This window comes from Pseudomonas sp. SMSB3 (assembly GCF_052041965.1).
Lineage (GTDB): Bacteria > Pseudomonadota > Gammaproteobacteria > Pseudomonadales > Pseudomonadaceae > Aquipseudomonas.
Window position 1 is genome coordinate 242206 of the sequence record NZ_JBKGGV010000004.1, and the last position, 22136, is coordinate 264341.

Sequence of the window (22136 nt, forward strand, 5' to 3'; positions counted from 1 at the left end):
TGAATTTCAAGGCGTTAACATGAGTGAAGATGCACAAGATGTGGTGTTGGTGGTCGAGGATGAACCGGCGATCCGGATGATCCTGCGCGATTACCTGGCGGGTGAGGGCTACCATGTATTGGTGGCAGAAGACGGTGAGCAGGCCTTCGCCATCCTGGCGAGCAAACCGCACCTGGACTTGATGGTGACCGATTTTCGCCTGCCCGGCGGCATTTCCGGGGTGGAAATCGCCGAGCCTGCGGTGAAGCTGCGTCCGGATCTGAAGGTGATCTTCATCAGCGGCTACCCGGCGGAGATCCTTGAGTCCGGTAGCCCGATCGCGCGCAAGGCGCCGATCCTGGCCAAGCCGTTCGATCTCGACACCCTGCACGAGCAGATCCAGACCCTGCTGCGCTGAAGCGCAAGCAGGGCTGGAGCTGGCTGATCAGTAGCTGAAGAAGCCGCGCCCGCTCTTGCGTCCCAGCCAGCCGGCGTCGACCATTTCCTTGAGCAGCGGGGCAGGGCGGTACTTGCTGTCGTCGAAGCCTTGATGAAACGCCTGCATGATCGCCAGCAAGGTGTCCAGGCCAATCAGGTCGGCCAAGGCCAGCGGCCCGATCGGTTGATTGCAGCCCAGGCGCATGCCGGTGTCGATGTCCTGCGCACTGGCCAGACCTTCCTGCAGCACGAAAATCGCTTCGTTGATCATCGGTACCAGAATTCGGTTAACCACGAACCCTGGCCGGTTGCCTGCGCTGATCGGGGTCTTGCCGAGCTTCTCGGTCAGCAGCAAGGCCTGGGCATAGGTGCTGTCGCAGGTCTGCAAGCCGCGGATGATCTCGACCAGCGCCATCATCGGCACCGGATTGAAGAAATGCACGCCAATGAAGCGCTGTGGCTGCTCGATGGCCGCTGCCAACTGCGTTACCGACAACGATGAGGTATTGGTGGCGATGATGCATTCGGCGCTGACGTTGGCAGCCACTTGCTGCAGGATGCGCTGCTTGAGTGCCAGGTTTTCGCTGGCCGCCTCGATCACCAACTGGGCACTGTGCAGTTGTGCGTAGTCGGTGCTGGTGCGGATCCGGGTCTTCGCGGCAGTGGCGCGCTCGGCGTCCAGTGTCCCTTTGCCGACCTGGCGCTCGAGGTTCTTGCCCAGGGTCGCCAGGCCGCGCTCCAAGGCAGCCTCACTGACGTCGACCATCAGCACCTGGTAGCCCGCTACCGCGCACACCTGGGCAATGCCGTTGCCCATGGTACCCGCGCCGATGATCGCGATGTGTTCGATGCTCATGCTTCAGTCCTCAGACCCGCTCGAAGATCACGGCAATGCCCTGGCCGCCGCCGATGCACATGGTGGCCAGCGCGTAGCGGCCCTGGACGCGTTGCAGTTCATGAATGGCCTTGGTGGCGATGATCGCGCCAGTGGCACCTACCGGATGGCCCAGCGAAATGCCCGAGCCGTTCGGGTTGACCTTTTCTGGGTCGAAGCCGAGCTCGCGGGCCACGGCGCATGCCTGCGCCGCGAACGCTTCATTGGACTCGATCACGTCCAGGTCGCTGACCTTCAGCCCTGCCTTGTCGAGGGCCTTGCGGCTCGCCGGAATCGGGCCCAGGCCCATCAGCGCCGGTTCAACCCCGGCATGCGCATAGGCCACCAGCCGCGCCAGGGGCTTGAGGCCCAGCCGTTGCACGGCCTCGCCGCTGGCCAGCACCAGCCCGGCAGCACCGTCGTTGATGCCGCTGGCATTGCCGGCAGTGACAGTGCCGTCTTTCTTGAACACTGTCTTCATGCCTGCCAACTGCTCGGCGGTCACATCGCCGCGCACGTGCTCGTCCACGGCGAAGTGCACGGTGCCTTTACGGGTCTTGAGTTCCAGCGGCACGATCTGGCTGTCGAAACGGCCTTCGGCCTGGGCGCGAGCGGCACGGCGCTGGCTGGTCAGCGCCAGCTCGTCTTGCATCTGGCGGCTGATGCCTTGGCTGGCCGCGACGTTTTCGGCGGTGATGCCCATGTGGAAGTGCTCGAAGGGGTCTTGCAACACGCCGACGGTGTAGTCGATGCCTTGCAGATCACCCATGCGCGCCCCCCAACGTGCCTGCGGCAGCAGGTACGGGCCGCGGCTCATGGATTCGGCACCGGCGGCGAGCGCCACCTCGGCATCACCCAGCAGCAGGCACTGCGCGGCAGAAACGATGGCTTGCAGGCCGGAGCCGCACAGGCGGTTGACGTTGAAGGCCGGGGTTTCCTTGGGGATGCCGGCATTCATCGCGGCCACACGCGACAGGTAAGCATCGCGTGGTTCAGTGGGAATCACGTTGGCCATCACCACGTGGCCGATCTGCTCGGCGGCCACGCCCGATCGCTCGATGGCGGCGCGCGTCGCGGCCGTGGCGAGGTCTGCCAGAGGCAGATCCTTGAGTGAACCGCCAAAACCACCGATGGCGGTTCGTACGGCACTGACGATGTAGATTTCTGCGCGGCTCATGAGGGCTCCAGAGACGAAGGCGTGGCGGGGACCGGGCCGGCTCTGCGAGAATGCCCGGCGATCCGGATGTGGGCTTGAGTCTAGGCAAACCCGTCAAGCCAGCCTATGCCGGATCTGTTCAGTCAACCTGGCGTTTTTTGCCACTCAGCATAGACAGAAGCCTGCCATGCGCGATAGCGATTCGGTCGCGGTGTATTTTCTCGATGCCATGCTGCATGCGCTGCGCGAGCAGCCTGAAGCGCGCGACGCCCGTTTGCGCGGCGTCGGCATAGACCCGGCCCTGCTCGGACAGGCCCAGGCGCGGGTGCCGGCCAAGGCCTTCGCGCGCCTGTGGCTGGACATGATCTCGGCGTTGGACGATGAGTTCTTTCACCTGGACAGCCATGGCATGCCACTGGGCAGCTTTGCCTTGATCTGCCGCGGCTTGATCCACGAGCCGAACCTGGAGAAAGCGCTGCGCCAGTGCCTGAGCAGTTTTGCCCTGTTCCTGCGCGATTTACGCGGCACCTTGACGCTGCGCGGCTCACGCGCGGTGATCAGCGTGCAGTCGGCGATTGCCGACCCGCTGCAGCGGGTGTATGCCGAGGAAACCTACCTGATTCTGGTGATCGGACTGCTGTGCTGGCTGGCCGGGCAGCGTGTCGTCATCCACCGCACCGAGCTGGCAGTGGCCCGCCCGGCCCAGGACGACGACGCCTTGCTCTGGGGCCCGGACCTGCGATTGGGCAGCGGGCGTACCGAAGTCGAACTCGACAGCGCCTGGCTGCGCCTGCCGGTGGTTCAGGACGTGGCAGGGCTCAGGACCTTCCTGCGCAGCGCGCCCCAAGGGTTGGTGATCCGCGTTCGCAACCCGCTTGGGCGCGCTGCCCAAATCTACCGACAGCTGCGGGCTTGCCCCCATGGGCATTGGCCAACCCTGTCGGCGCTTGCCCAGCAGCAGGGCATCAGCACCAGCACGTTGCGGCGGCAGCTCGAGCGCGAAGGGCGTTCGTACCAGCAGATCAAGGATGAGGTGCGCCGCGCGCAAGCCTTCGAGCACCTGCGTGAAGGGTGCCTGAGCATTGCTGAAATCGCCACCCAGGCCGGGTTCCAGGAGCCCAGTGCCTTTCACCGGGCGTTCAAGAAGTGGACCGGGCAGAGTCCTGGAACCTACCGTGCCCGGCTGATCAACCTTGAGACCCGGTAACCGGTTGCTTCAATCCGCAAGCTCGGCGGCCAAGGCCTTGACCCGTTGCAGATCACCCTTGGCCACCTTGCTCACACGTGTCCCGTATTCGGCATCGGCCTTGTAGAGGAACGAGAGCATGATGTGCTTGCTTTGGTCATCGGCAACTGCCAGTGACTGACCGAAGCTGTTGACCAGGTCGCGCTGCTCGTCTTTCGAGTAAGCGCGATACAGGTCGCCTGCCTGCTTGAAATCCTGCGTGCGGGTGATGACACGTTGCTCGGTAGTGCCTGCCAGGGGCAGCTGGCTGTAGCGAGCGCTGTCGGTGGTGCCCCGCGGTTGCAGGCGGCTTGGCTGGTAGTTGACCATGTCGCGGCTGCGGTTGGGGTTGAGCGCCCCGTCCTGATTGCCGTTGTTGACAGCCGCCCGTGGCTGGTTGATCGGCAGGTTGGCCGCGTTGGCACCGACCCGATACATCTGGGTGTCGGCATAGGCGAACAGCCGACCTTGCAGCAGGCGGTCCTCGGAAGGCTCGATACCCTTGATCAGGTTGGAGGGCGCCAGCGCGACTTGCTCGACCTCCTGGAAGACATTGCCGACATTGCGCGTGAGCACCATCTGCCCGACCCGGCGCTCCGGCACATCCGGCCACACCTTGGTGGCATCCAGTGGGTCGAAGTCGAAGGCAGGCAGTTGCTCAGGGCGCAGGGTCTGGATGTACAGGTCCCACTTGGGGAAGTCGCCGCGCTCGATGGCCGTGACCAGGTCCTCGGTCATGTGGCTGAAGGTTTTACCTTGGATACGCTCGACCGCCTTGGGGTCGAGGTTTTCCCGGCCTTGCAGGCTTTTCCAGCGGAATTTGACGTAGGTCGCGTCGCCCTTGGCATTGATGAACTTGTAGGCATGCACGCTGTTGCCGTCCATGTGCCGATAGCTCTTGGGGGTGCCTTCGTTGGAGTACAGCAACGTCAGCGTGCGCGTGGCTTCGGGCATGTGCGAGAACAGGTCGAAGCGCCGTGCGTCATTGCCCAGGTTGGTGCGCGGGTCAGGCTTGAACGCGTGGACCATGTCAGGGAACTTGATGGCATCGCGAATGAAGAAGGTCGGGAAGTTATTGCCGACCAGGTCCCAGTTTCCCGTGGTGGTGTAGAAGCGCGTGGCAAAGCCTCGTGGATCACGCAGCGTCTCCGGCGAATGCAGGCCATGCACCACCGAGGAGAAACGTACGAAGACCGGGGTTTTTTCCCCAGGCGTGAACAGCGGCGCGACGGTCAGTGAGGACAAGTCTGCAGAGGCTGTGAACTCGCCATGTGCGCCGGTACCGCGTGCATGCACCACGCGTTCGGGCACGCGTTCACGGTCAAAACGCTGCAGCTTCTGGATCAATTGCACGTCTTGCAGCAACACCGGCCCCGTTGCACCGGCAGTCTGGGAATGCTGGTTGTCGCCAACGGCAGCACCGTTGTCGCGGGTCAGCGGTGAGGCGAACAACGCAGGGCTGGCGAGGACAGCTGTACACAGTATCGTCAGCGCTGCTTGGCGTGGGCGGATCGAGAGCATGGCGATGGCACTCATCTCGGGGAAGGAGTGCCGATGCTAGTCAGCTTGGGCGGATACCACAGTCAGGAGAGTCGGCGCCTGGTGTACGACTTTTCCTTGCGGTGCGGTCCGACGCGCAGCGTGGCGCACTGAATGGCCCGCTCAGAGATTGCAATCGTTCAGCGCCAGGCTCTGGCGCAACTGCTCGACCAGCGCCACCCGCAGCGTTTCCGGAGCCGTCACTCGGATCGACCCGGCCTGGGACAGCAGCCAGCTCATCAATGCCCGGCTGTCTTCGACCGTGGCCGCCAGCAGTGCGCCGCTGTCGGCGTAGGGTGCCAGCTGCTGGTTGTCGGCCAGCGGCTGGCGTTGCAGTTGGCGCGCAAGACCATCGTCGACCCACGCCTGCAGCTCGATCGCAGGCGACGGCGTGAGGGTATCGGGCTGCAGTTGCTGCGCCTTGTCCAGGCTTAGCCCCGGCTGCCAGTACCAGCCATACGGCGTGCCTTTGTTGTTGCAGCGCAACGTGAACAGACTTGCCAGCTCGACCAGGTCGCGCTCTACCGTGCGCTTGCTGGTGGCATGCCCCAGCTTGGCCAGCGCGGCGCGCAGTTGGGTCGAGCTCATGCCTGGATGGCGATCGGGCAAGAGTTTGAGCAGCTGCCACTGGCGAGCAATGGTATGGCGGGTCGGATGGCTGGGCACTGGGCTTCGTCCTTGAAACCAGGCACAAGCGACGTGCGAGGTGATGGCAATTGGCTACTGTCGTAGCATACTCCAACCCTCGATCGGATCCAAGTTTCCCGAGCGCATCAGCAAGCGCTAACCGATGGCGTGCTCCAGACACTGTTGCAACGCTTCGATAAATACGTTTTCAGCGCGGCTAAAGCGCTGCTCCTTGTTCCACAACAGGTGGATATCGACGTCAGCAATGCCTTCACGAGGCGGCAGTTTCCACAGCAGCCCCGCTGCCACATCCGGCGCGACCACGTGTTCAGGCAGGCAACCGATGCCGAACCCGGCGATCACCAGCCGCCGTACTTCTTCCAGGCTGGGTGAGGAAGCCACGATGCGCCCGGAAAAACCTTGTTGGTCACGGAAAATGGTCAGCGGTGACAACATGCCGCCGATCTGGTCGCTGGTGAAGCTGACGAAGTTTTCCCGTTGCAGATCGCCCTCGGCCTGACCGAACAGAGCGTGATGCTTGCCGCAGAAAAACGCATAGCGCTGGCGCAGAAACAGCCGTTGTTCCAGTCGCGGCTGGGCCCGGCGGTTCAGGCTCAGGCCTGCGGTCGCGGTTTTTTCCTGCAAGGCGGCGACGATGTCGGAGCTGCGCATCACGTCGATCTCAAGATCGACCCGCGGGTGTTGCCGGTGAAAATCGGCAAGAAAGTCATCGAAACGCTCGCTGACGATGCGGCTGATCATCAACAGCCGGACCTTGCCCACCACTTCATCGGCCGGATGTTCCAGCAGGCCGCCAATTTGCGACATCTGCCCATACACCTCACCCGCCAACCGAAACAGCTGCTCGCCCATGTCGGTGAGCACGAAGCGGGGGCCGCGTCGGGCGATGAGTTGGCGGCCGAGTTGTTCCTCCAGGCGTTTGAGCGCCTGGCTCACTGCCGGTTGGGTCAAATGCAGGCGGGCGGCGGCGCGGCTGATCGACAGCTCCTGGCCAATGACGCGAAAGGTGCGCAGCAGGTTCCAGTCCAGGCGATCGTTGAGCAAGCGGTCGGACATGATCGACTCGATAATAAGCAAGGCTAATAGTGCGAATAATAAATAGAAAATTGACTAATCATAGCCCTCGGTCGAAAAATCACCCCCTAGGCACCCCCAGAGTGCCACCGTGATCTTCAACTCCTGCCAGAACAACAAGCAAAGGAGCTACCATGAAGCCGCTCGCTTCGCCCCAGTCTCAGCCGCGTCGTGCCGCTGCTGCCGCCTTCATCGGCACCATGATCGAATGGTACGACTTCTATATCTACGCTACCGCCGCCGCCTTGGTGTTCGGCGCGTTGTTCTTCCCGTCCGACAACAGCCTGTTCAGCACCATGGCCGCCTTCGGCACCTTCGCCGTGGGCTTCTTCGCCCGGCCGTTGGGTGGCATCATCTTCGGCCACATGGGTGATCGCATCGGCCGCAAGAAGTCGTTGGTGATCACGCTGTTGATGATGGGTATCGTCACGGTCTGCATCGGCCTGCTGCCGACCTATGCGCAGATCGGCGCAGCGGCGCCGGTGCTGCTGATCCTCCTGCGGGTGGTCCAGGGCATTGCGGTGGGCGGTGAGTGGGGCGGGGCGGTGCTGATGGCCGGCGAGCATGCGCCCAAGGGACGGCGTAATTTCTTCGCCTCGTTCGCGCAATTGGGCAGCCCGGCTGGTTTGATTCTGTCGCTGTTGGCCTTTGGCGCGGTCACCCGCCTGCCCGAAGAGGCATTGATGAGCTGGGGCTGGCGCGTGCCGTTTCTGGCCAGCGCGTTGCTGCTGCTGGTGGGCCTGGCGATTCGCCTGGGGGTCAACGAGTCGCCGGAGTTCATCGCCAGCCGCGAGCAGGCGGCCAAGGCCCAGCGCAAGGAGCAAGCGCCAGTGATGGAGGTGCTGCGCAGCGCCTGGCGCCCGCTGTTGCTGTGCATCGGCGCCAACACCCTGGGTATCGCCGGAGTCTATTTCACCAACACCTTCATGATCAGCTACACCACGCAGCAGTTGCAGCTCGAGCGCTCGCTGATCCTTGAGTGCCTGTTCTTCGTGGCGATCATCCAGTTCTGCGTGCAGCCACTGGCCGCATGGCTGTCGGAGAAGCTCGGTGCCACGCGCTTCCTGGCCCTGGTCGCGCTGCTGGCAATGGCTTCGCCCTATCCGATGTTCGTGCTGGTCAGCACCGGCGAAGGTCCGTTGATCGTGCTCGGCATCGCCTTGGCTGCGGCCTGCATGGCAGCGTTCTATGCGGTGATCGCCGGCTACGTGAGTGGCATGTTCGAGACACGGGTCAGGTACACCGCGATATCCCTGGCCTACCAGGTCTGTGGCGCCATCGCCGGCGGCCTGACACCGCTGATCGGCACCTGGCTTGCACACACCTTCACCGGTCAGTGGTGGCCCATGGCCGTGTTCTACAGCGTGATCGCCATGACCTCGCTGCTCTGCGTGCTCGCCCTGGCGCGCCAGTATGCCCACAGCCAGCGCCTGGAAATGGCGCGATGATTTCTCAGCTTCTGGAGTATCCACACATGTTGAAGAGCAATGGTGATCGTCTGTGGGCGAGCCTGATGGCAATGGCCGAAATCGGCGCCACCGCCCGCGGTGGCAGTTGCCGACTGGCCCTGAGCGATGAGGACAAGGCCGGGCGCGAACTGTTCAGCCACTGGTGCCGCGAGGCCGGCCTGACGCTGAGCGTGGATGCCATTGGCAACCTGTTCGCCCGCCGCCCAGGGACCGATGCGCAAGCGGCGCCGGTGATGATCGGCAGCCACCTCGACACCCAGCCCGAGGGCGGTCGTTTCGATGGCGTCTATGGGGTGCTGGCCGGTCTTGAGGTGGTGCGCCGCCTCAATGAGCTGGATATCCGTACCCGCAAGCCGCTGGAACTCGCAGTCTGGACCAACGAGGAGGGCGCACGCTTTACCCCCGCGATGTTCGGCTCGGCGGTGTTCACCGGTAGCCTGGGCCTGGATCAGGCCTTGGCGATCCGTGACGCGGCTGGCCTAAGCGTCGCCGATGAACTCAAGCGCACCGGCTTTGCCGGGCAACGCCCGCTGGGCGGCGCGGTCGATGCGTATTTGGAGGCGCATATCGAGCAGGGGCCAATCCTTGAAGACAACGCCAAGGCCATTGGCGTAGTCAGTGGCGGCCAGGCCATCCGCTGGCTGGATGTGACGGTCGAAGGCATGGCCGCCCACGCCGGCACCACGCCGATGCCGCTGCGCAAGGACGCCCTGTATGGCGCTGCGCGGATGATCCAGGCCGTTGAGCAACTGGCGGCGGACTTTGCCCCACAAGGCCTGACCACCGTCGGTGAGCTGAGCATCGCCAAGTCGTCGCGCAACACCATTCCAGGGGTACTGCGGTTTACCGTGGACCTGCGCCACCACCGCGATGACGCCATCGAGGCCATGGAGCGCGACCTGGGTCTGAAGCTCCAGGCTATCGCCAAGCAGCGCGGCCTGCAGGTGCGCATCGAACGTCACTGGGTGAGCCCGGCGACGCCGTTCGATGCCGACTGCGTAGCGGCCGTGCAGCAGGCCGTGGACGGGCTCGGCTATGCCCAGCAATCCATCGTCAGCGGCGCCGGCCACGACGCCATCCTGCTGGCCCGTTATTGCCCGACCGCCATGGTGTTCATCCCGTGCGTAGGCGGGCTGAGCCACAACGAAGCCGAAGACGTACTGCCCGAGGATGCCCGCCAGGGTGTCGATGTCTTGCTTAACGCGGTGCTGGCCCGCGCCGGCCACGTCGCACGAGGAGAAGCCTGATGCGTTGCTATTTCCATCCCGAACAGTTGCTGCATCATCCGCGCAGCTACTACTCGCGCGGCGCCATGCGCACCCCGCAAGAGGTCCCAGAGCGTGCCCAGCAGCTGCTGCAAGCGGCGCAACGGCTTGGCATGGATATCCGCCAGCCGGGCGATGCCGGTCTGGCGCCGCTCAAGGCGGTGCATGGCGAGGCCTACCTGGCGTTTCTCGAACAGGCGCACACACGCTGGAAAGCAGTACCCGAAGACTGGGGCGACGAGGTCATGTCGAACATCTTCGTGCGTGAGCCCAACGCGCTGCGCGGCATCCTCGCCCAGGCCGCGCGCTACCTGGCCGATGGCAGCTGCCCCGTCGGTGAGCACACCTGGCGGTCGGCCTACTGGTCGGCGCAGAGCGCGCAGGCCGCCGCCCAGGCCGTGATCGATGGGGCGCCAGCGGCCTATGCGCTGAGTCGCCCGCCGGGCCATCATGCGCGCGTCGAGGCGGCCGGCGGCTTTTGTTACCTGAACAACGCCGCCGTTGCAGCGCAGGCCCTGCGCAGCCGCTACGGCCGGGTGGCGATCCTCGACACCGACATGCACCACGGCCAGGGCATCCAGGAGATCTTCTACGAACGCAACGACGTGCTGTACGTTTCGACCCATGGTGATCCGACCAATTTCTACCCCGCCGTAGCGGGGTTCGAAGACGAGCGCGGCAGCGGCGCCGGTGCAGGGTACAACCTCAACCTGCCGATGGCCCATGGCGCCAGTGAGGCGGACTTCATGGCCAAGCTGGAGGTGGCCTTGGCTGCCGTGAAGAACTTCGGCGCCGACGCGTTGGTGCTGTCGTTGGGCTTCGATATCTACGAGCTCGATCCGCAAAGCAAGGTGGCGGTGACCACCGCAGGCTTCGCCGCCTTGGGCGAGCGGATCCGGGCGCTGCGCTTGCCGTGTGTCATCGTGCAGGAGGGTGGGTATCACCTGGAGAGCTTGCAGGACAATGCACGGGCGTTTTTTGCGGACCTGGGGGACTGGCGCTAGGGTCGATGGCAGGTGCGGTAAGGCTAGCGCCTCGTTGTCCTGGCTGGCCACGGTCTGGCCACGGTCTGGCCACGGTTTCAGCGTCGCACATGCTTGACCAGCACCTTCTCCAACAATTCCCACATCGCCGGATCGGTACTGAATGCCACGTTGAAGCGCATCCAGCCGGTGGCCTTGGCATCGACCATGAACAACTGCCCGGGGCCGAGCATGATGCCTTGCTCCAGCGCGTCGTCCAGCAACGCTGCGCTGTCCGGAATCGCCGGGTGGCGGGTCCAGATGTACATGCCTTCGTCGGACTCGATGAACAGCTCGAAGCCCAGCCGATGCAAGTGTCGGCCGACCTGCTGATGGGCTTCGGCCAGGCGCTGGCGCAGGCGTTTGAGGTGTTTGCGCCAGCGACCATCGATGATCGCGGCGTATACCACCCGCTCCATGACCTGCGAGGTGGTCAGGCCCGAACGCATTTTCAGCTGCAGCAGCTTCTGCGCCAACGCCGGGTTGGCCAGCAGGTAGCCGACCCGGACATTGGGCGAGATGCTCTTGGAATAACTGCCGACGTACACCACTTGCTGCAGGTGATCGAGGCTGGCCAGGCACGGTTGCGGCTCGGCGACCATGTCGGCGTACAGGTTGTTTTCTACCAGCCGCAAGCCATGCTGGCTGGCCAGTTGCAACAGCCGATGCAACTGCGCCAATGGCGTGCGTGAGCAGGTCGGGCTGTGCAGGTGCGGCTGGGTGAAAAACGCTGTCGGGCGCTGGTGCGCCAGCAGCTGCTCAAGGTGGTTGAGGTCGTAGCCGTTGGGCGTGCGCGGCACGCCGATCAAGGTGGCGCCCTGGGTGCGCAGGATGCTCATCAGGTTCGGATAGCCAGGGTCGTCCACCAGCACCACATCACCTGGGCGCACCAGGGTGCGCACGGCCAGGTCCAGGGCCTGACTGGCGCCATGGGTGAGCATCAACTGCGCCGGGTTGCAGACGATCGACAGCTCCTGCTGCAAGTTCTGCGCGGTCAGCGCGCGCAGCTCTGGCAACCCCATCGGATCACCATAACCGGACAGCTCCAACGGGCTGCCCGCGACTTGACGCAGGCCGCGGCGCAGGCCGTCTTCGTACATCCAGTCGTTGGGCAACCAGCCGCAGCCTGGTTTGAACGGCAGCTGGCGGGTCTCGAAGATCTGCTGCAGGTACCACTCGGAATTGAACGTCGGGCGACCGCTGTCGGTTTCGCTGGCTTGATTGTCCAGCAACTCGCCCGCCGCGCGGTTGACGAAGAACCCGGCATTGCCTTTGCTCACCAACAGCCCTTGGGCAACCAAACGGTCGTACGCCTCGACCACAGTAAACGTGCTCACCGAATAGGTCGCGGCGAAAGCGCGGATAGACGGAACCTTGGCGCCAGGTTTGAGGGTCTGGTTGTCGATCAGCTCACGCAGCCCGTCGATGATCTGATTGACCAACGGCGTCGGCGAGTCTGGGTGTAATTCAAGCATTCGGGGCCTTCAGGAGTGCGTGACGGCAAGCGCCAGCGAGGTGTATTGCATCGGCGACCTGTACAGTGCAGTGCGAGATTCATGCCACTGTGCATGGCTCTCTACGTCGGACATTTTTACATTAGGTGTCGGATATCGCCACACAAAGCATGTTCAGTTCGTCCCAGGGGCCTACCTGGGGCGCGTCAGCAGGCCGCCATGGAAGGCCTGCGTGTGCTGCGCACACCATCCTGCCCGCATTAGCACTGATGTACAGGTGAAACCGAGAGCCATCGGGGTTTCACAGTTTTCCTTGGATAAAAAGAAGCACGGGGTACACAACTGATGGACGCAACATCCACATCCACCACCGCGAAAGGCGAGCACGAGAGCAAGCTCAGTGCCTCGCTCAAGTCGCGCCACCTGACGATGATGTCGATCGCCGGGGTCATCGGCGGCGCCTTGTTCGTCGGTTCCGGCAGCGTGATTCACAGCGCCGGTCCAGCAGCGGTGCTGGCCTATCTGGCTGGCGGCATCCTGGTGGTGCTGATCATGCGCATGCTCGGCGAAATGGCCACGTCATCGCCTGACACCGGCTCGTTTTCTACCTACGCCGACCGCGCCATCGGCCGCTGGGCCGGCTTCACCATCGGCTGGCTGTACTGGTGGTACTGGGTCATCCTGATGGCCTGGGAAGCCTATGTGGCGGGCAAGATCCTCCACGGGTTCTTCCCGGACGTGAGCGTCAATGTGTTCGTGCTGGCCACGACCCTGCTGCTGATCACCGTCAACTTCTTCAACGTCAAGCACTACGGCGAGTTCGAATTCTGGTTCGCGCTGATCAAGGTGGTGGCGATCGTCTGCTTCCTGGTGGTGTGTACCGCCGCAGTCATGAACATCTGGCAGTTCGGTGAAGTGCGCGGCATGACTCACCTGACCGCCGAAGGCTTCATGCCCAACGGCATCACCACGGTGATCGGCGCGCTGCTGGGGGTGATGTTCGCCTTCCTGGGCGCGGAGATCGTCACCATCGCAGCGTCCGAAGCCAAGGACCCGGCCACCCAGATCGTCAAGGCCACCAATTCGGTGGTGTGGCGCGTGTGCCTGTTCTATGTCGGCTCGATCTTCCTGATCGTCTGCCTGGTGCCATGGAACGACCCGCAGTTGGGCGTTTCCGGCTACGGTGCCTACCGTCGCACCTTGGAACTGCTGGGCGTGCCGCACGCCGAGCTGCTGATGAACTTCGTGGTGCTGACCTCGGTAAGCAGCTGCTTGATCTCCGGCCACTACACTGCCTCGCGCATGCTGTTCTCGCTGGCCCAGCGCGGCGATGCGCCGTCGTTCTTCAAGATTACCCGCGCCGGTACCGGCGTCCCGGTATTCGCCATCATCGGCTCGTGCGCCGTGGCGGTCGTCTGTGCGCTGATCAACTTCAGCGAGACCCTGCGCCCGAAAGACGTGCTCGACACCTTGATGAACACCACCGGCATGATCGCCTTGCTGGTGTACCTGGTGATCGCCTTCTCGCAGCTGCGCATGCGTCGCAAGCTGATTGCCGAAGGCAAGGAAGTGCGCCTGAAGATGTGGCTGTTCCCGTGGCTGACCTACCTGGTGATCGGCTTCATCGTCGCAGCGCTGGTGACCATGGCGTTCATGCCTGATTATCAGATCCTGGTGATCTCCACCGGCATCGCCGCGGGCATCGTGGTGGCCATGGGTGTGGTGCATCAGATGCGCAGCGCCAAGCGCCTGCACTGATCGATCGCGCCAGGCATCATTTGCTTGTGGAAGCGGCCGGCTCCTTCGAGGAGCCGGCCGTTTCGCGTTGTGGCGCCGGGTGTTTTTCCGCGGGCATGTGGAAACCCTGGTTCATCCAGGGCGAGCCGAGCAGGACGGCGGCGGCGATCAGCGCCAGGATGGCCAAGGCCAGGGAGATTTTCACGGGCATGCGCATGAACGACTGACTTCGCGCATGGATGGACAGTTCCAGTTGATCCATGCTTATGCTCACTCATCGCCCGCCAAAGGAGCCGCCCCATGGCCTGGTCTGCCAACCAGTACTCGCTGTTCGAAGATGAACGTACCCGCGCCGTGCGCGACCTGCTGGCCGCCGTTCCGCCGCGACCGGTGCGGCACGCCACCGACCTTGGCTGCGGCCCGGGCAATTCCACCGAGGTGCTGCTGCAGCGCTGCCCGGACGCCCAGGTGACTGCGTTGGACAGCGACACCGACATGATCGACAAGGCCCGCGAGCGCAAGCGCCTGCACCTGCCGCGGGTGCGCTGCGAGGTTGCCGACATCGGCGGCTGGTCGGCACCCGAGCCGCAGGATCTGATCCTTGCCAATGCCTCACTGCAATGGCTGCCAGAGCACGGCTCGCTGTACCCGCACCTGGTGCGCCAGTTGAGCGAGGGCGGCAGCCTGGCGGTGCAGACCCCGGACAACCTCGACGAACCGGCGCATCGGCAGCTGCGCGAGATCGCCAGTCAGGGGCCTTGGGCGGCCAAGTTCGCTGATCTTCAGCTACCGCCACGGCACACCGCCGGCTTCTACTACGACCTGCTCAGCCCACTGTGCACGCGGGTCGATGTCTGGCGTACCACCTATCATCATCCCCTGGCTGGCGGCGCCGAGGCGGTGGTGGATTGGTTCAAGGGGTCGGCGCTGCGGCCTTACCTGGCCCGGCTCGACGAGCACCAGCAGGCCAGCTTTCTGCAGATGTACCTGCAAGCCATGCAGCAGCACTATCCGCCAGCGGCCGACGGCAAGGTGCTGTTGGCGTTTCCGCGCCTGTTCGTGGTGGCCACGCGCTAGGGCCAAGCGTCAGAACACTTGTCGAGCCACTGCCCGAGGGCGTATAAACTGCACCCACTTTTGGCCGGTCGTTTCCGGAACCGGCCGCTGAAACAAAGAGAGTCGACATGGGCGCACAGTGGAAAGCCAAACATAGAGAAACAGCTGCCAATGCCAAGGGCAAGATCATGGGCAAGCTGGCCAAGGAAATTCAGATCGCCGCCAAATCCGGTGCCGATCCTGACATGAACCCGCGCTTGCGCCTGGCCATCGTCCAGGCCAAGAAAGCCTCCATGACCCGTGAGACCCTGGAACGCGCCATCAAGAAAGGCGCTGGCCTGGACGGCGATGCCGTGCAATACCATGCCGTGAGCTATGAAGGTTTTGCCCCGCACCAGGTGCCGTTGATCGTCGAGTGCCTGACCGACAACGTCAATCGCACCGTGGCACAGATTCGCGTGCTGTTCCGCAAGGGTCAGCTCGGTGCCAGCGGCTCGGTCACCTGGGACTTCAATCACGTGGGCCTGATCGAGGCCATGCCCGAGGGCGATGCCGACCCCGAAATGGCCGCCATCGAAGCCGGCGCCCAGGATTTCGAAGAGGGTGAGGAAGAAGGCTCGACCTTGTTCATCACCGACATCACCGACCTTGACGCCGTGCAGAAGGCGCTGCCTGAACACGGCTTCACCGTCACCTCGGCAAAAATCGGCTACACGCCGAAGAACCCGGTGAGTGCAGCCAGCCTCAGCGCCGAGGCGTTGGCCGAAGTCGAAGCCTTCCTCGAAGCGATCGACGAGAACGACGACGTACAGAACGTCTACGTCGGCCTGACCGCCTAAGACACCGATCGGGCCGCTTGGCGGCCCGTTTTCAGGGTGCGCTCGATCAACCCAAGGTGCCTGCATGAACCCGGCTTTCGCCTCCCTCAGCCTTGCCCACCTGCGCACCCTCGACGTTCTCCTGCAATTGAAGAACCTCAGCCATGCTGCCGTCCGCCTGGATGTCGGCCAGTCGGCGCTGAGCCGGCAACTGGCGCACCTGCGTCAAGCCTTCGACGACCCACTGCTGGTGCGCCAGGGTCGTGGCTACGTATTGAGCGAATACGCCCAAGCGCTGGTCGAGCCGCTGCGCCAGGTGCTCGAGGAGCTCCAGGCCCTGCGCCAACCGGCGGCCTTCGATCCGGCACGCTGCGAGCGACGGTTCTGCCTGGCGGCTTCGGACTATGTGGCCGAGCACATGCTGCCGTTGCTGGTGACGGCGCTGGAGCGCGAGGCACCGGGGGTGTCGATCGACTATCGGAGTTGGCAGGCCGGGCAGTACGCCTCGCTGGCCAGTGGTGAGATCGACCTGGCCACCACGCTGTTCGAGGAGTCGCCCGCCAACCTGCACGGCCGCCTGCTCGGTGAAGACCGCGCCGTGTGCCTGATGCGCCACGATCATCCACTTACCCCACTGGCAGCGCTCACCCAGGCCGATTACCTGGGCTGCAAGCATGTGCGCATCTCCGGCGGCGGGGACAAGGACAGCTTCATCGACCGCCACTTGCGCGCCCAGGGCTTGCAGCGGCGGGTCTGCCTGGAGGTGCCGTTCTTCAGCGCGACCGTGCAGGTGCTGGGTCGCAGCCAAGCGATTGCTACGGTCCCCGAGCACATCGCTCGCCAACTGTGCCGTTTGCACGGTCTGGCCTGGCGTCCGTTGGCGTTCATCGAGCACACCCAGCGCTACTGGGTGGTCTGGCACCAGCGCCTGCATGCTTCGGCCGAGCACCGATGGTTGCGTGAGCGGGTGTATGCACTGTGGCGCCAGTCGCAGTTCGGGGTGCACGGCGGGGTTGCGGATCTGCCATAGCAGCTATGCGCCAGGCGGGCTTATTCGCGTCCGGGCGAGCGCCTAGACTGACGGCTCTTGAATCTTTCAACAGCCACCCGCGCAGGAGACCCGCCCGTGACCCCAGAACAGTTTCGCCGCCATGGCCACCAATTGATCGACCTGATCGCCGACTACCGTGAATCGGTCGCTGCGCGACCGGTCATGGCCCAGGTCGCACCCGGTTACCTCAAGGCGCAACTGCCGGCAACTGCGCCTTCGCAAGGCGAGCCGTTCGAGGCGATTCTGGCGGATGTCGACACGCTGATCATGCCCGGCCTTTCCCATTGGCAGCACCCGGACTTCTACGGCTATTTTCCCTCCAACGGAACACTGTCTTCGGTGCTTGGCGATTTCCTCAGCACCGGCCTGGGCGTGCTGGGGCTGTCGTGGCAATCGAGCCCGGCGCTCAGCGAGCTCGAGGAAGCCACGCTCGACTGGCTGCGCCAGCTGCTCGGGCTGTCCGCGCAATGGAGCGGAGTGATCCAGGACACCGCCTCGACCAGCACCTTGGTGGCACTGATCAGTGCCCGTGAGCGGGCCACGGACTATGGCCTGGTGCGGGGTGGCCTGCAGGCCGAAGCCAAAGCCCTGATCGTCTACGTCAGTGCGCACGCCCACAGCTCGGTCGACAAAGCGGCGCTGCTGGCCGGCTTCGGGCGCAGCAACATCCGCCTGATCGCCACCGACGCCGCCTATGCCATGTGCCCGCAGGCGCTGCAGGCGGCCATCGAGCAGGACCTGGCTGCGGGCAACCAGCCCTGCGCGGTGGTCGCAACCACCGGCACCACCACCACCACCGCGCTCGATCCGCTGCGGCCCATCGGGGAGATTGCCCAAGCCCACGGGCTGTGGCTGCATGTGGACTCGGCCATGGCAGGTTCGGCGATGATTCTGCCCGAGTGCCGCTGGATGTGGGATGGCATCGAGCTGGCCGACTCGGTGGTGGTCAACGCCCACAAGTGGCTGGGCGTAGCGTTCGATTGCTCGCTCTACTATGTGCGCGATGCGCAGCACCTGATTCGGGTGATGAGCACCAACCCCAGCTATCTGCAATCGGCGGTCGATGGTGAGGTGAAGAATCTGCGCGACTGGGGCATTCCACTGGGGCGGCGTTTCCGCGCCTTGAAGCTGTGGTTCATGCTGCGCAGCGAAGGGGTCGAGGCATTGCAGCATCGCTTGCGCCGCGACCTCGACAATGCACGCTGGCTGGCCGAGCAGATCGGCGCAGCGGCGCAGTGGCACATCCTGGCACCGGTGCAGTTGCAGACCCTGTGCATCCGGCATTGCCCTGAGGGCCTAGAGGGCGAGGCACTGGATGCCCACACCCGGGCCTGGGCCGAGCGCCTGAACGCCTCCGGTGCCGCCTATGTGACGCCTGCGACACTACAAGGGCAATGGATGGTGCGGGTATCGGTAGGGGCGCTGCCGACCGAACGCGTGCACGTGGAGAACCTCTGGCGCCAGCTGCAGGCGGTGGTGGCGTAGCCACGGCCACTTGGCGTGCTGCCGGCAGGGCCGTCGCCCGGCCCTGCACCTGCAGTTATGAGCTTATCGCCTGAAAGCTGCCCTTGCGGCTGGCCTCGAACGCCTCTTTCTCCATCGGCCTGGCTTGCGGATTGCCCAGGTCCTCCATCGCCAGGCGGTGGGTTTCCGGTGCGATGTACGCCGCCAGCGCGCAGACGCAGGTGATGAAGAACGCCAGCGCGCCTACCACCAGCGGGATGTTCTGCGAACCTGGGGGCGCGACCAGGGCGAACAGTGCTGGCAGCATGGCGGTGAGCATGGTGCCGATGTTCTGTGCGATGGCCATCGCCGAGACACGGTAGCGGGTCTGGAACAGCTCCGGGTAGAAGCTTGGGAAGACGGCGTTGTAGCCCTGGTAGACCATGCCCCACATGATGATCGACGCGGCAAACGCCAACGGCACATTGTGCAGGCTGATCGCGTACAGGTAGACGAAGGCCAGCAAGCCTGAACCCAGGCAGCCCGCGATCATCGTCGGGCGGCGGCCGATCTTGTCCGACAGGTTGCCCACGAAGGGGATCACCAGTACCGCGACGATATTGCCCACCACCGGAATCCACAGGTACACGCTCTTGTCGAAGCCGATGCCATAGGCCGGCTGCACGGCGTAGGCGGCGCCGAAGATGGTGGCGACCACTGGTATCACGTTCATCAACGCCATGAACATCACCAGCACCATGTGTTTCCAGCTGTGCCGGAAGGCCTCGCTGATCGGCGATCTGGCGACCTTGGCGTGTTTCTCTTCATTGACGAACGCTGGAGTCTCGTGCACTTCCCGGCGAATGATGAAGCCTGCGATCAGGACCACCGCGCTCATCAGAAATGGGATGCGCCAGCCCCAGTCGTTGAACGCCTCGCTCGGCATGAAGTAAGCCAGCGGCAAGAACACCGCAGCCGCCAGCACTTGCCCAGCCTGCACACCTTGCAGGGTGAAGCTTGCGTAATAGCCACGACGCCCAAACGGGGCGTGCTCCATGATCATCGAACTGGCACCGGAAATCTCACCGGCCACGGCGAAGCCCTGGATCAGTCGCAACACCACCAGCAATGCCGGCGCCAACAGGCCAATGTCGTGGTAGGTCGGCAGCAGGCCCACCGCCATGGTCGACAGGCCCATCAGGAACATGCACAGCAACAGCACATGCTTGCGACCACGGGTATCGCCCCAGTGGCCCAGCACGAAGGCGCCAATGGGGCGGGCCAGGTAGCCCACGCCGTAAGTGGCCAGCGAAGCGATGATGGCCATTTTTGGGTCACTGTTGGGGAAGAATATCTGCGGGAAGATCAACGCCGCAGCCTGGGCATAGATGAAGAAATCGTAGTATTCCAGGGCCGAGCCGATCCATCCGCTGGCGGTCGCTTTCTTGGCTTGGGAGCTTGAGTGAGCCATCGTGGTCTCCGTTGTTCTTGTAGGTCGTCGCACTGCTGGCGTCGCGCGCTGGCGGCCAAGCGAGGTGCGATCGCTTGTCGGGAGTAGGGCGTGGGTTTAAAGCGCAAGTGCGCGCAGGGGGTGCCTGCACAACAGAGACGAACGAGCAACTGCAGATCGCAAGGCGAAGTCGATGTACATAGGTCGGTACCCGGTTTATTGAATTTATCAGGGCGTGACGTCAGGCATGGTGGCGCAGGTTACAGCGAGCTTCCCAGGCGGCAGAGCAGGGTGGCTCGGCGACTACGTCCGGACTCATGTTTGCCCAGGGCCTGCAGTGACGCAATTCGCTGAATTCGCTTGTGTGCGGTAATCGAACGAAAAACTAACCATTTCGTACAAACAGATTGCCCGGGTGACTTTACCTGCGAATAATCGACAGTGCCATAAACCCTGTGGGGTCTTGCCCTGTCGTCCGTCCAATAACAAGGAACCTACCATGCAGCGTTCGATAGCCACCGTGTCCTTGAGCGGCACTCTGCCGGAGAAGCTCGAGGCCATCGCCGCCGCCGGTTTCGACGGCGTCGAAATCTTCGAGAACGACCTGCTGTACTACGCCGGCAGTCCGCGTGAAGTGCGGCAGATCTGTGCCGACCTGGGCATCGCCATTTCCCTGTTCCAGCCCTTTCGCGATTTCGAAGGCTGCCGGCGCGAGCGCTTGCAGAAGAACCTCGACCGGGCCGAGCGCAAGTTCGACCTGATGCAGGAGTTGGGCACCGACCTGGTGCTGGTGTGCAGCAACGTGCAGGCCGACGCCCTGGGCGAGGAGCAGATGCTGGTGGACGACTTGCGCCTGCTTGCCGAACACGCCGGCAAGCGTGGCCTGCGCATTGGCTATGAAGGCCTGGCCTGGGGCCGCCATGTGAACACCTATCAGCAGGTGTGGAACCTGGTACGCCAGGCCGACCACCCGTCGTTGGGGGTGATCCTCGACAGCTTCCATACCCTGTCGCTCAAGGGCGACCCGACTGCCATCGCTGACATTCCTGGCGACAAGATCTTCTTCGTGCAGATGGCCGATGCGCCGATCCTGAACATGGACGTGCTGGAGTGGAGCCGGCATTTCCGCTGTTTCCCTGGCCAAGGTGAGATGGACCTGGCCGGCTTTCTCGCGCCGATCCTGAGCACCGGCTATCGCGGCCCGCTGTCGCTGGAAATCTTCAACGATGGCTTCCGTGCCGCGCCGCCACGGCAGAATGCTGCCGATGGTCTGCGCTCCTTGCTGTACCTCGAAGAACAGACGCGCCTGCGCCTGGCCCAGCAGGGCACCAGCCTCGAGCCGGGGGTACTGTTCAGCCCACCGGCCGCCAGTGCCTACGAAGGGGTGGAGTTTCTCGAGTTTGCCGTCGATGAGGCAGTCGGCGCGCGCCTTGGCGGCTGGCTCAAGCGCTTGGGCTTCGCCGAGGCCGGCAAGCACCGCAGCAAGGATGTGCGCCTGCTGCGTCAGAACGATATCAACATCGTGCTCAACGCCGAGCCCTATTCGTTCGGCCATAACTTCTTCGAAGCCCACGGCCCGTCGCTGTGCGCCACTGCCTTGCGGGTCAAGGACGAGCAGGCCGCGCTGCAGCGCGCCACGGACTTTCGCGGTCAGCCGTTTCGCGGCCTGGTTGGCCCTAACGAGTGTGAAGTGCCAGCGGTGCGCGCACCCGACGGCAGCTTGATCTACCTGGTCGAACAGGGCAAGCAGGGGCCGTCGTTGTACGACACCGACTTCCGCCTCGACGCAGCCGCCATGGCCAGCGGCGGGCTGCAGCGTATCGACCATATGGCTCTGGCATTGCCGGCCGAGGCGCTGGACAGCTGGGTGCTGTTCTACAAGAGCCTGTTCGACTTCGCTGCCGACGATGAAGTGGTACTGCCTGATCCCTATGGCCTGGTCAAAAGTCGTGCCCTGCGCAGCCACTGCGGCAGCCTGCGTCTGCCGTTGAACATTTCCGAGAACCGCAACACGGCCATTGCCCACGCCTTGTCCAGCTACCGTGGCTCGGGCGTGCACCACATCGCGTTCGATTGCGCGGACATTTTCAGTGAAGTGGCGCGAGCCAAGGAGTCAGGGGTGCCATTGCTGGAGATCCCGCTGAACTACTATGACGACCTGGCGGCGCGTTTCGACTTCACCGACGAGTTCTTGAGCGAGCTTGCTTACTACAACGTGTTGTACGACCGCGATGCCCAGGGCGGCGAACTGTTCCACGTTTACACCGAGCCCTTCGAAGAACGTTTCTTCTTCGAGATCATTCAACGCAAGGGTGGCTACGCCGGCTATGGTGCGGCGAATGTCGCCGTACGCCTGGCGGCGATGGCCAAGCGGCGCAGCGGCGCGGTGCGCAAACCGGTGTTGTGAAACTGCAGGGGTGAAGTAGCGGCATCTGTTT

19 protein-coding genes are annotated in these 22136 nt (G+C 63.8%); 11 read left to right on the plus strand and 8 right to left on the minus strand.

The genetic code is table 11. The features are described 5' to 3' along the window. The first annotated feature begins 19 nt into the window (after positions 1-19). Positions 20-397, plus strand: coding sequence for a response regulator (locus ACLEJW_RS09740; RefSeq protein ID WP_110699668.1), 378 nt, complete (start codon positions 20-22; stop codon positions 395-397). Positions 398-424: 27 nt separating this feature from the next. On the opposite strand, the gene ACLEJW_RS09745 is transcribed toward ACLEJW_RS09740, so the two are convergent. Both ACLEJW_RS09745 and ACLEJW_RS09750 read right to left on the minus strand, forming a co-directional pair. Further along, positions 425-1273: a 3-hydroxybutyryl-CoA dehydrogenase gene (locus ACLEJW_RS09745; RefSeq protein ID WP_440777466.1), complete on the minus strand. Its 849-nt coding sequence runs from the start codon at positions 1271-1273 to the stop codon at positions 425-427. A 10-nt stretch (positions 1274-1283) separates the two neighbouring features. After that, positions 1284-2468 carry an acetyl-CoA C-acyltransferase family protein gene (locus ACLEJW_RS09750; RefSeq protein WP_440777467.1) on the minus strand — a complete coding sequence of 395 codons (1185 nt, stop codon included), beginning with the start codon at positions 2466-2468 and terminating at the stop codon, positions 1284-1286. A gap of 166 nt (positions 2469-2634) precedes the next feature. On the opposite strand from ACLEJW_RS09750, the gene ACLEJW_RS09755 reads away from it, so the two are divergent. Further along, complete coding sequence (locus ACLEJW_RS09755) at positions 2635-3654, plus strand: AraC family transcriptional regulator ligand-binding domain-containing protein (protein ID WP_440777468.1); 1020 nt, start codon at positions 2635-2637, stop codon at positions 3652-3654. A 9-nt stretch (positions 3655-3663) separates the two neighbouring features. Here ACLEJW_RS09755 and ACLEJW_RS09760 read toward each other — a convergent pair whose 3' ends face one another. From ACLEJW_RS09760 to ACLEJW_RS09770, 3 genes are all read right to left on the minus strand, one after another. Continuing rightward, entirely contained in the window at positions 3664-5193 is a 1530-nt protein-coding gene (locus tag ACLEJW_RS09760; RefSeq protein ID WP_440777469.1) for a catalase, read from the minus strand. A 141-nt stretch (positions 5194-5334) separates the two neighbouring features. After that, on the minus strand, positions 5335-5877 hold the full coding sequence (locus ACLEJW_RS09765; RefSeq protein ID WP_313295321.1) for a WYL domain-containing protein: 543 nt from the start codon (positions 5875-5877) through the stop codon (positions 5335-5337). Between the two features lie 117 nt (positions 5878-5994). After that, the gene (locus ACLEJW_RS09770; protein WP_145182908.1) at positions 5995-6915 is read right to left on the minus strand and encodes a LysR family transcriptional regulator; all 921 of its coding nucleotides are present in this window, start codon (positions 6913-6915) and stop codon (positions 5995-5997) included. A gap of 152 nt (positions 6916-7067) precedes the next feature. Here ACLEJW_RS09770 and ACLEJW_RS09775 point away from each other — a divergent pair, with 152 nt between their 5' ends. The 3 genes from ACLEJW_RS09775 to ACLEJW_RS09785 are packed head-to-tail and all read left to right on the plus strand — an operon-like array spanning position 7068 to position 10671. Next, positions 7068-8381, plus strand: coding sequence for an MFS transporter (locus ACLEJW_RS09775; RefSeq protein ID WP_313295317.1), 1314 nt, complete (start codon positions 7068-7070; stop codon positions 8379-8381). Positions 8382-8407: 26 nt separating this feature from the next. Further along, the gene (locus ACLEJW_RS09780) at positions 8408-9649 is read left to right on the plus strand and encodes a Zn-dependent hydrolase (protein ID WP_440777470.1); all 1242 of its coding nucleotides are present in this window, start codon (positions 8408-8410) and stop codon (positions 9647-9649) included. After that, positions 9649-10671, plus strand: coding sequence for a histone deacetylase family protein (locus ACLEJW_RS09785; RefSeq protein WP_440777471.1), 1023 nt, complete (start codon positions 9649-9651; stop codon positions 10669-10671). Before ACLEJW_RS09780 ends, ACLEJW_RS09785 begins: the two co-directional genes overlap by 1 nt. 77 nt (positions 10672-10748) lie before the next feature. Here the strand turns inward: ACLEJW_RS09785 and ACLEJW_RS09790 are convergent, their stop codons facing one another. Then, positions 10749-12164 carry an aminotransferase-like domain-containing protein gene (locus tag ACLEJW_RS09790; RefSeq protein ID WP_313295310.1) on the minus strand — a complete coding sequence of 472 codons (1416 nt, stop codon included), beginning with the start codon at positions 12162-12164 and terminating at the stop codon, positions 10749-10751. Positions 12165-12488: 324 nt separating this feature from the next. Between ACLEJW_RS09790 and ACLEJW_RS09795 the strand changes: the two genes are divergently transcribed. Continuing rightward, positions 12489-13901 carry an amino acid permease gene (locus tag ACLEJW_RS09795; protein ID WP_145182922.1) on the plus strand — a complete coding sequence of 471 codons (1413 nt, stop codon included), beginning with the start codon at positions 12489-12491 and terminating at the stop codon, positions 13899-13901. A gap of 16 nt (positions 13902-13917) precedes the next feature. On the opposite strand, the gene ACLEJW_RS09800 is transcribed toward ACLEJW_RS09795, so the two are convergent. Beyond that, positions 13918-14097 (minus strand): hypothetical protein, encoded by a 180-nt coding sequence (locus ACLEJW_RS09800; RefSeq protein ID WP_145183353.1) that lies wholly within the window; start codon positions 14095-14097, stop codon positions 13918-13920. A gap of 83 nt (positions 14098-14180) precedes the next feature. Between ACLEJW_RS09800 and tam the strand changes: the two genes are divergently transcribed. The 4 genes from tam (at position 14181) to ACLEJW_RS09820 (ending at position 18290) form a co-directional block, all read left to right on the plus strand. Beyond that, complete coding sequence (gene tam, locus ACLEJW_RS09805) at positions 14181-14957, plus strand: trans-aconitate 2-methyltransferase (protein WP_145182925.1); 777 nt, start codon at positions 14181-14183, stop codon at positions 14955-14957. A 107-nt stretch (positions 14958-15064) separates the two neighbouring features. Then, complete coding sequence (locus ACLEJW_RS09810; protein WP_145182928.1) at positions 15065-15775, plus strand: YebC/PmpR family DNA-binding transcriptional regulator; 711 nt, start codon at positions 15065-15067, stop codon at positions 15773-15775. Between the two features lie 64 nt (positions 15776-15839). Next, positions 15840-16784: a LysR family transcriptional regulator gene (locus ACLEJW_RS09815; protein ID WP_313456643.1), complete on the plus strand. Its 945-nt coding sequence runs from the start codon at positions 15840-15842 to the stop codon at positions 16782-16784. 96 nt (positions 16785-16880) lie between these two features. Then, positions 16881-18290, plus strand: coding sequence for a DOPA decarboxylase (locus tag ACLEJW_RS09820; RefSeq protein ID WP_313295295.1), 1410 nt, complete (start codon positions 16881-16883; stop codon positions 18288-18290). A gap of 55 nt (positions 18291-18345) precedes the next feature. On the opposite strand, the gene ACLEJW_RS09825 is transcribed toward ACLEJW_RS09820, so the two are convergent. Then, complete coding sequence (locus tag ACLEJW_RS09825) at positions 18346-19719, minus strand: MFS transporter (protein ID WP_313295292.1); 1374 nt, start codon at positions 19717-19719, stop codon at positions 18346-18348. 478 nt (positions 19720-20197) lie between these two features. Here ACLEJW_RS09825 and quiC point away from each other — a divergent pair, with 478 nt between their 5' ends. After that, entirely contained in the window at positions 20198-22105 is a 1908-nt protein-coding gene (quiC, locus tag ACLEJW_RS09830; RefSeq protein ID WP_313456647.1) for a 3-dehydroshikimate dehydratase QuiC, read from the plus strand. The last annotated feature ends 31 nt before the right edge of the window (positions 22106-22136 follow it).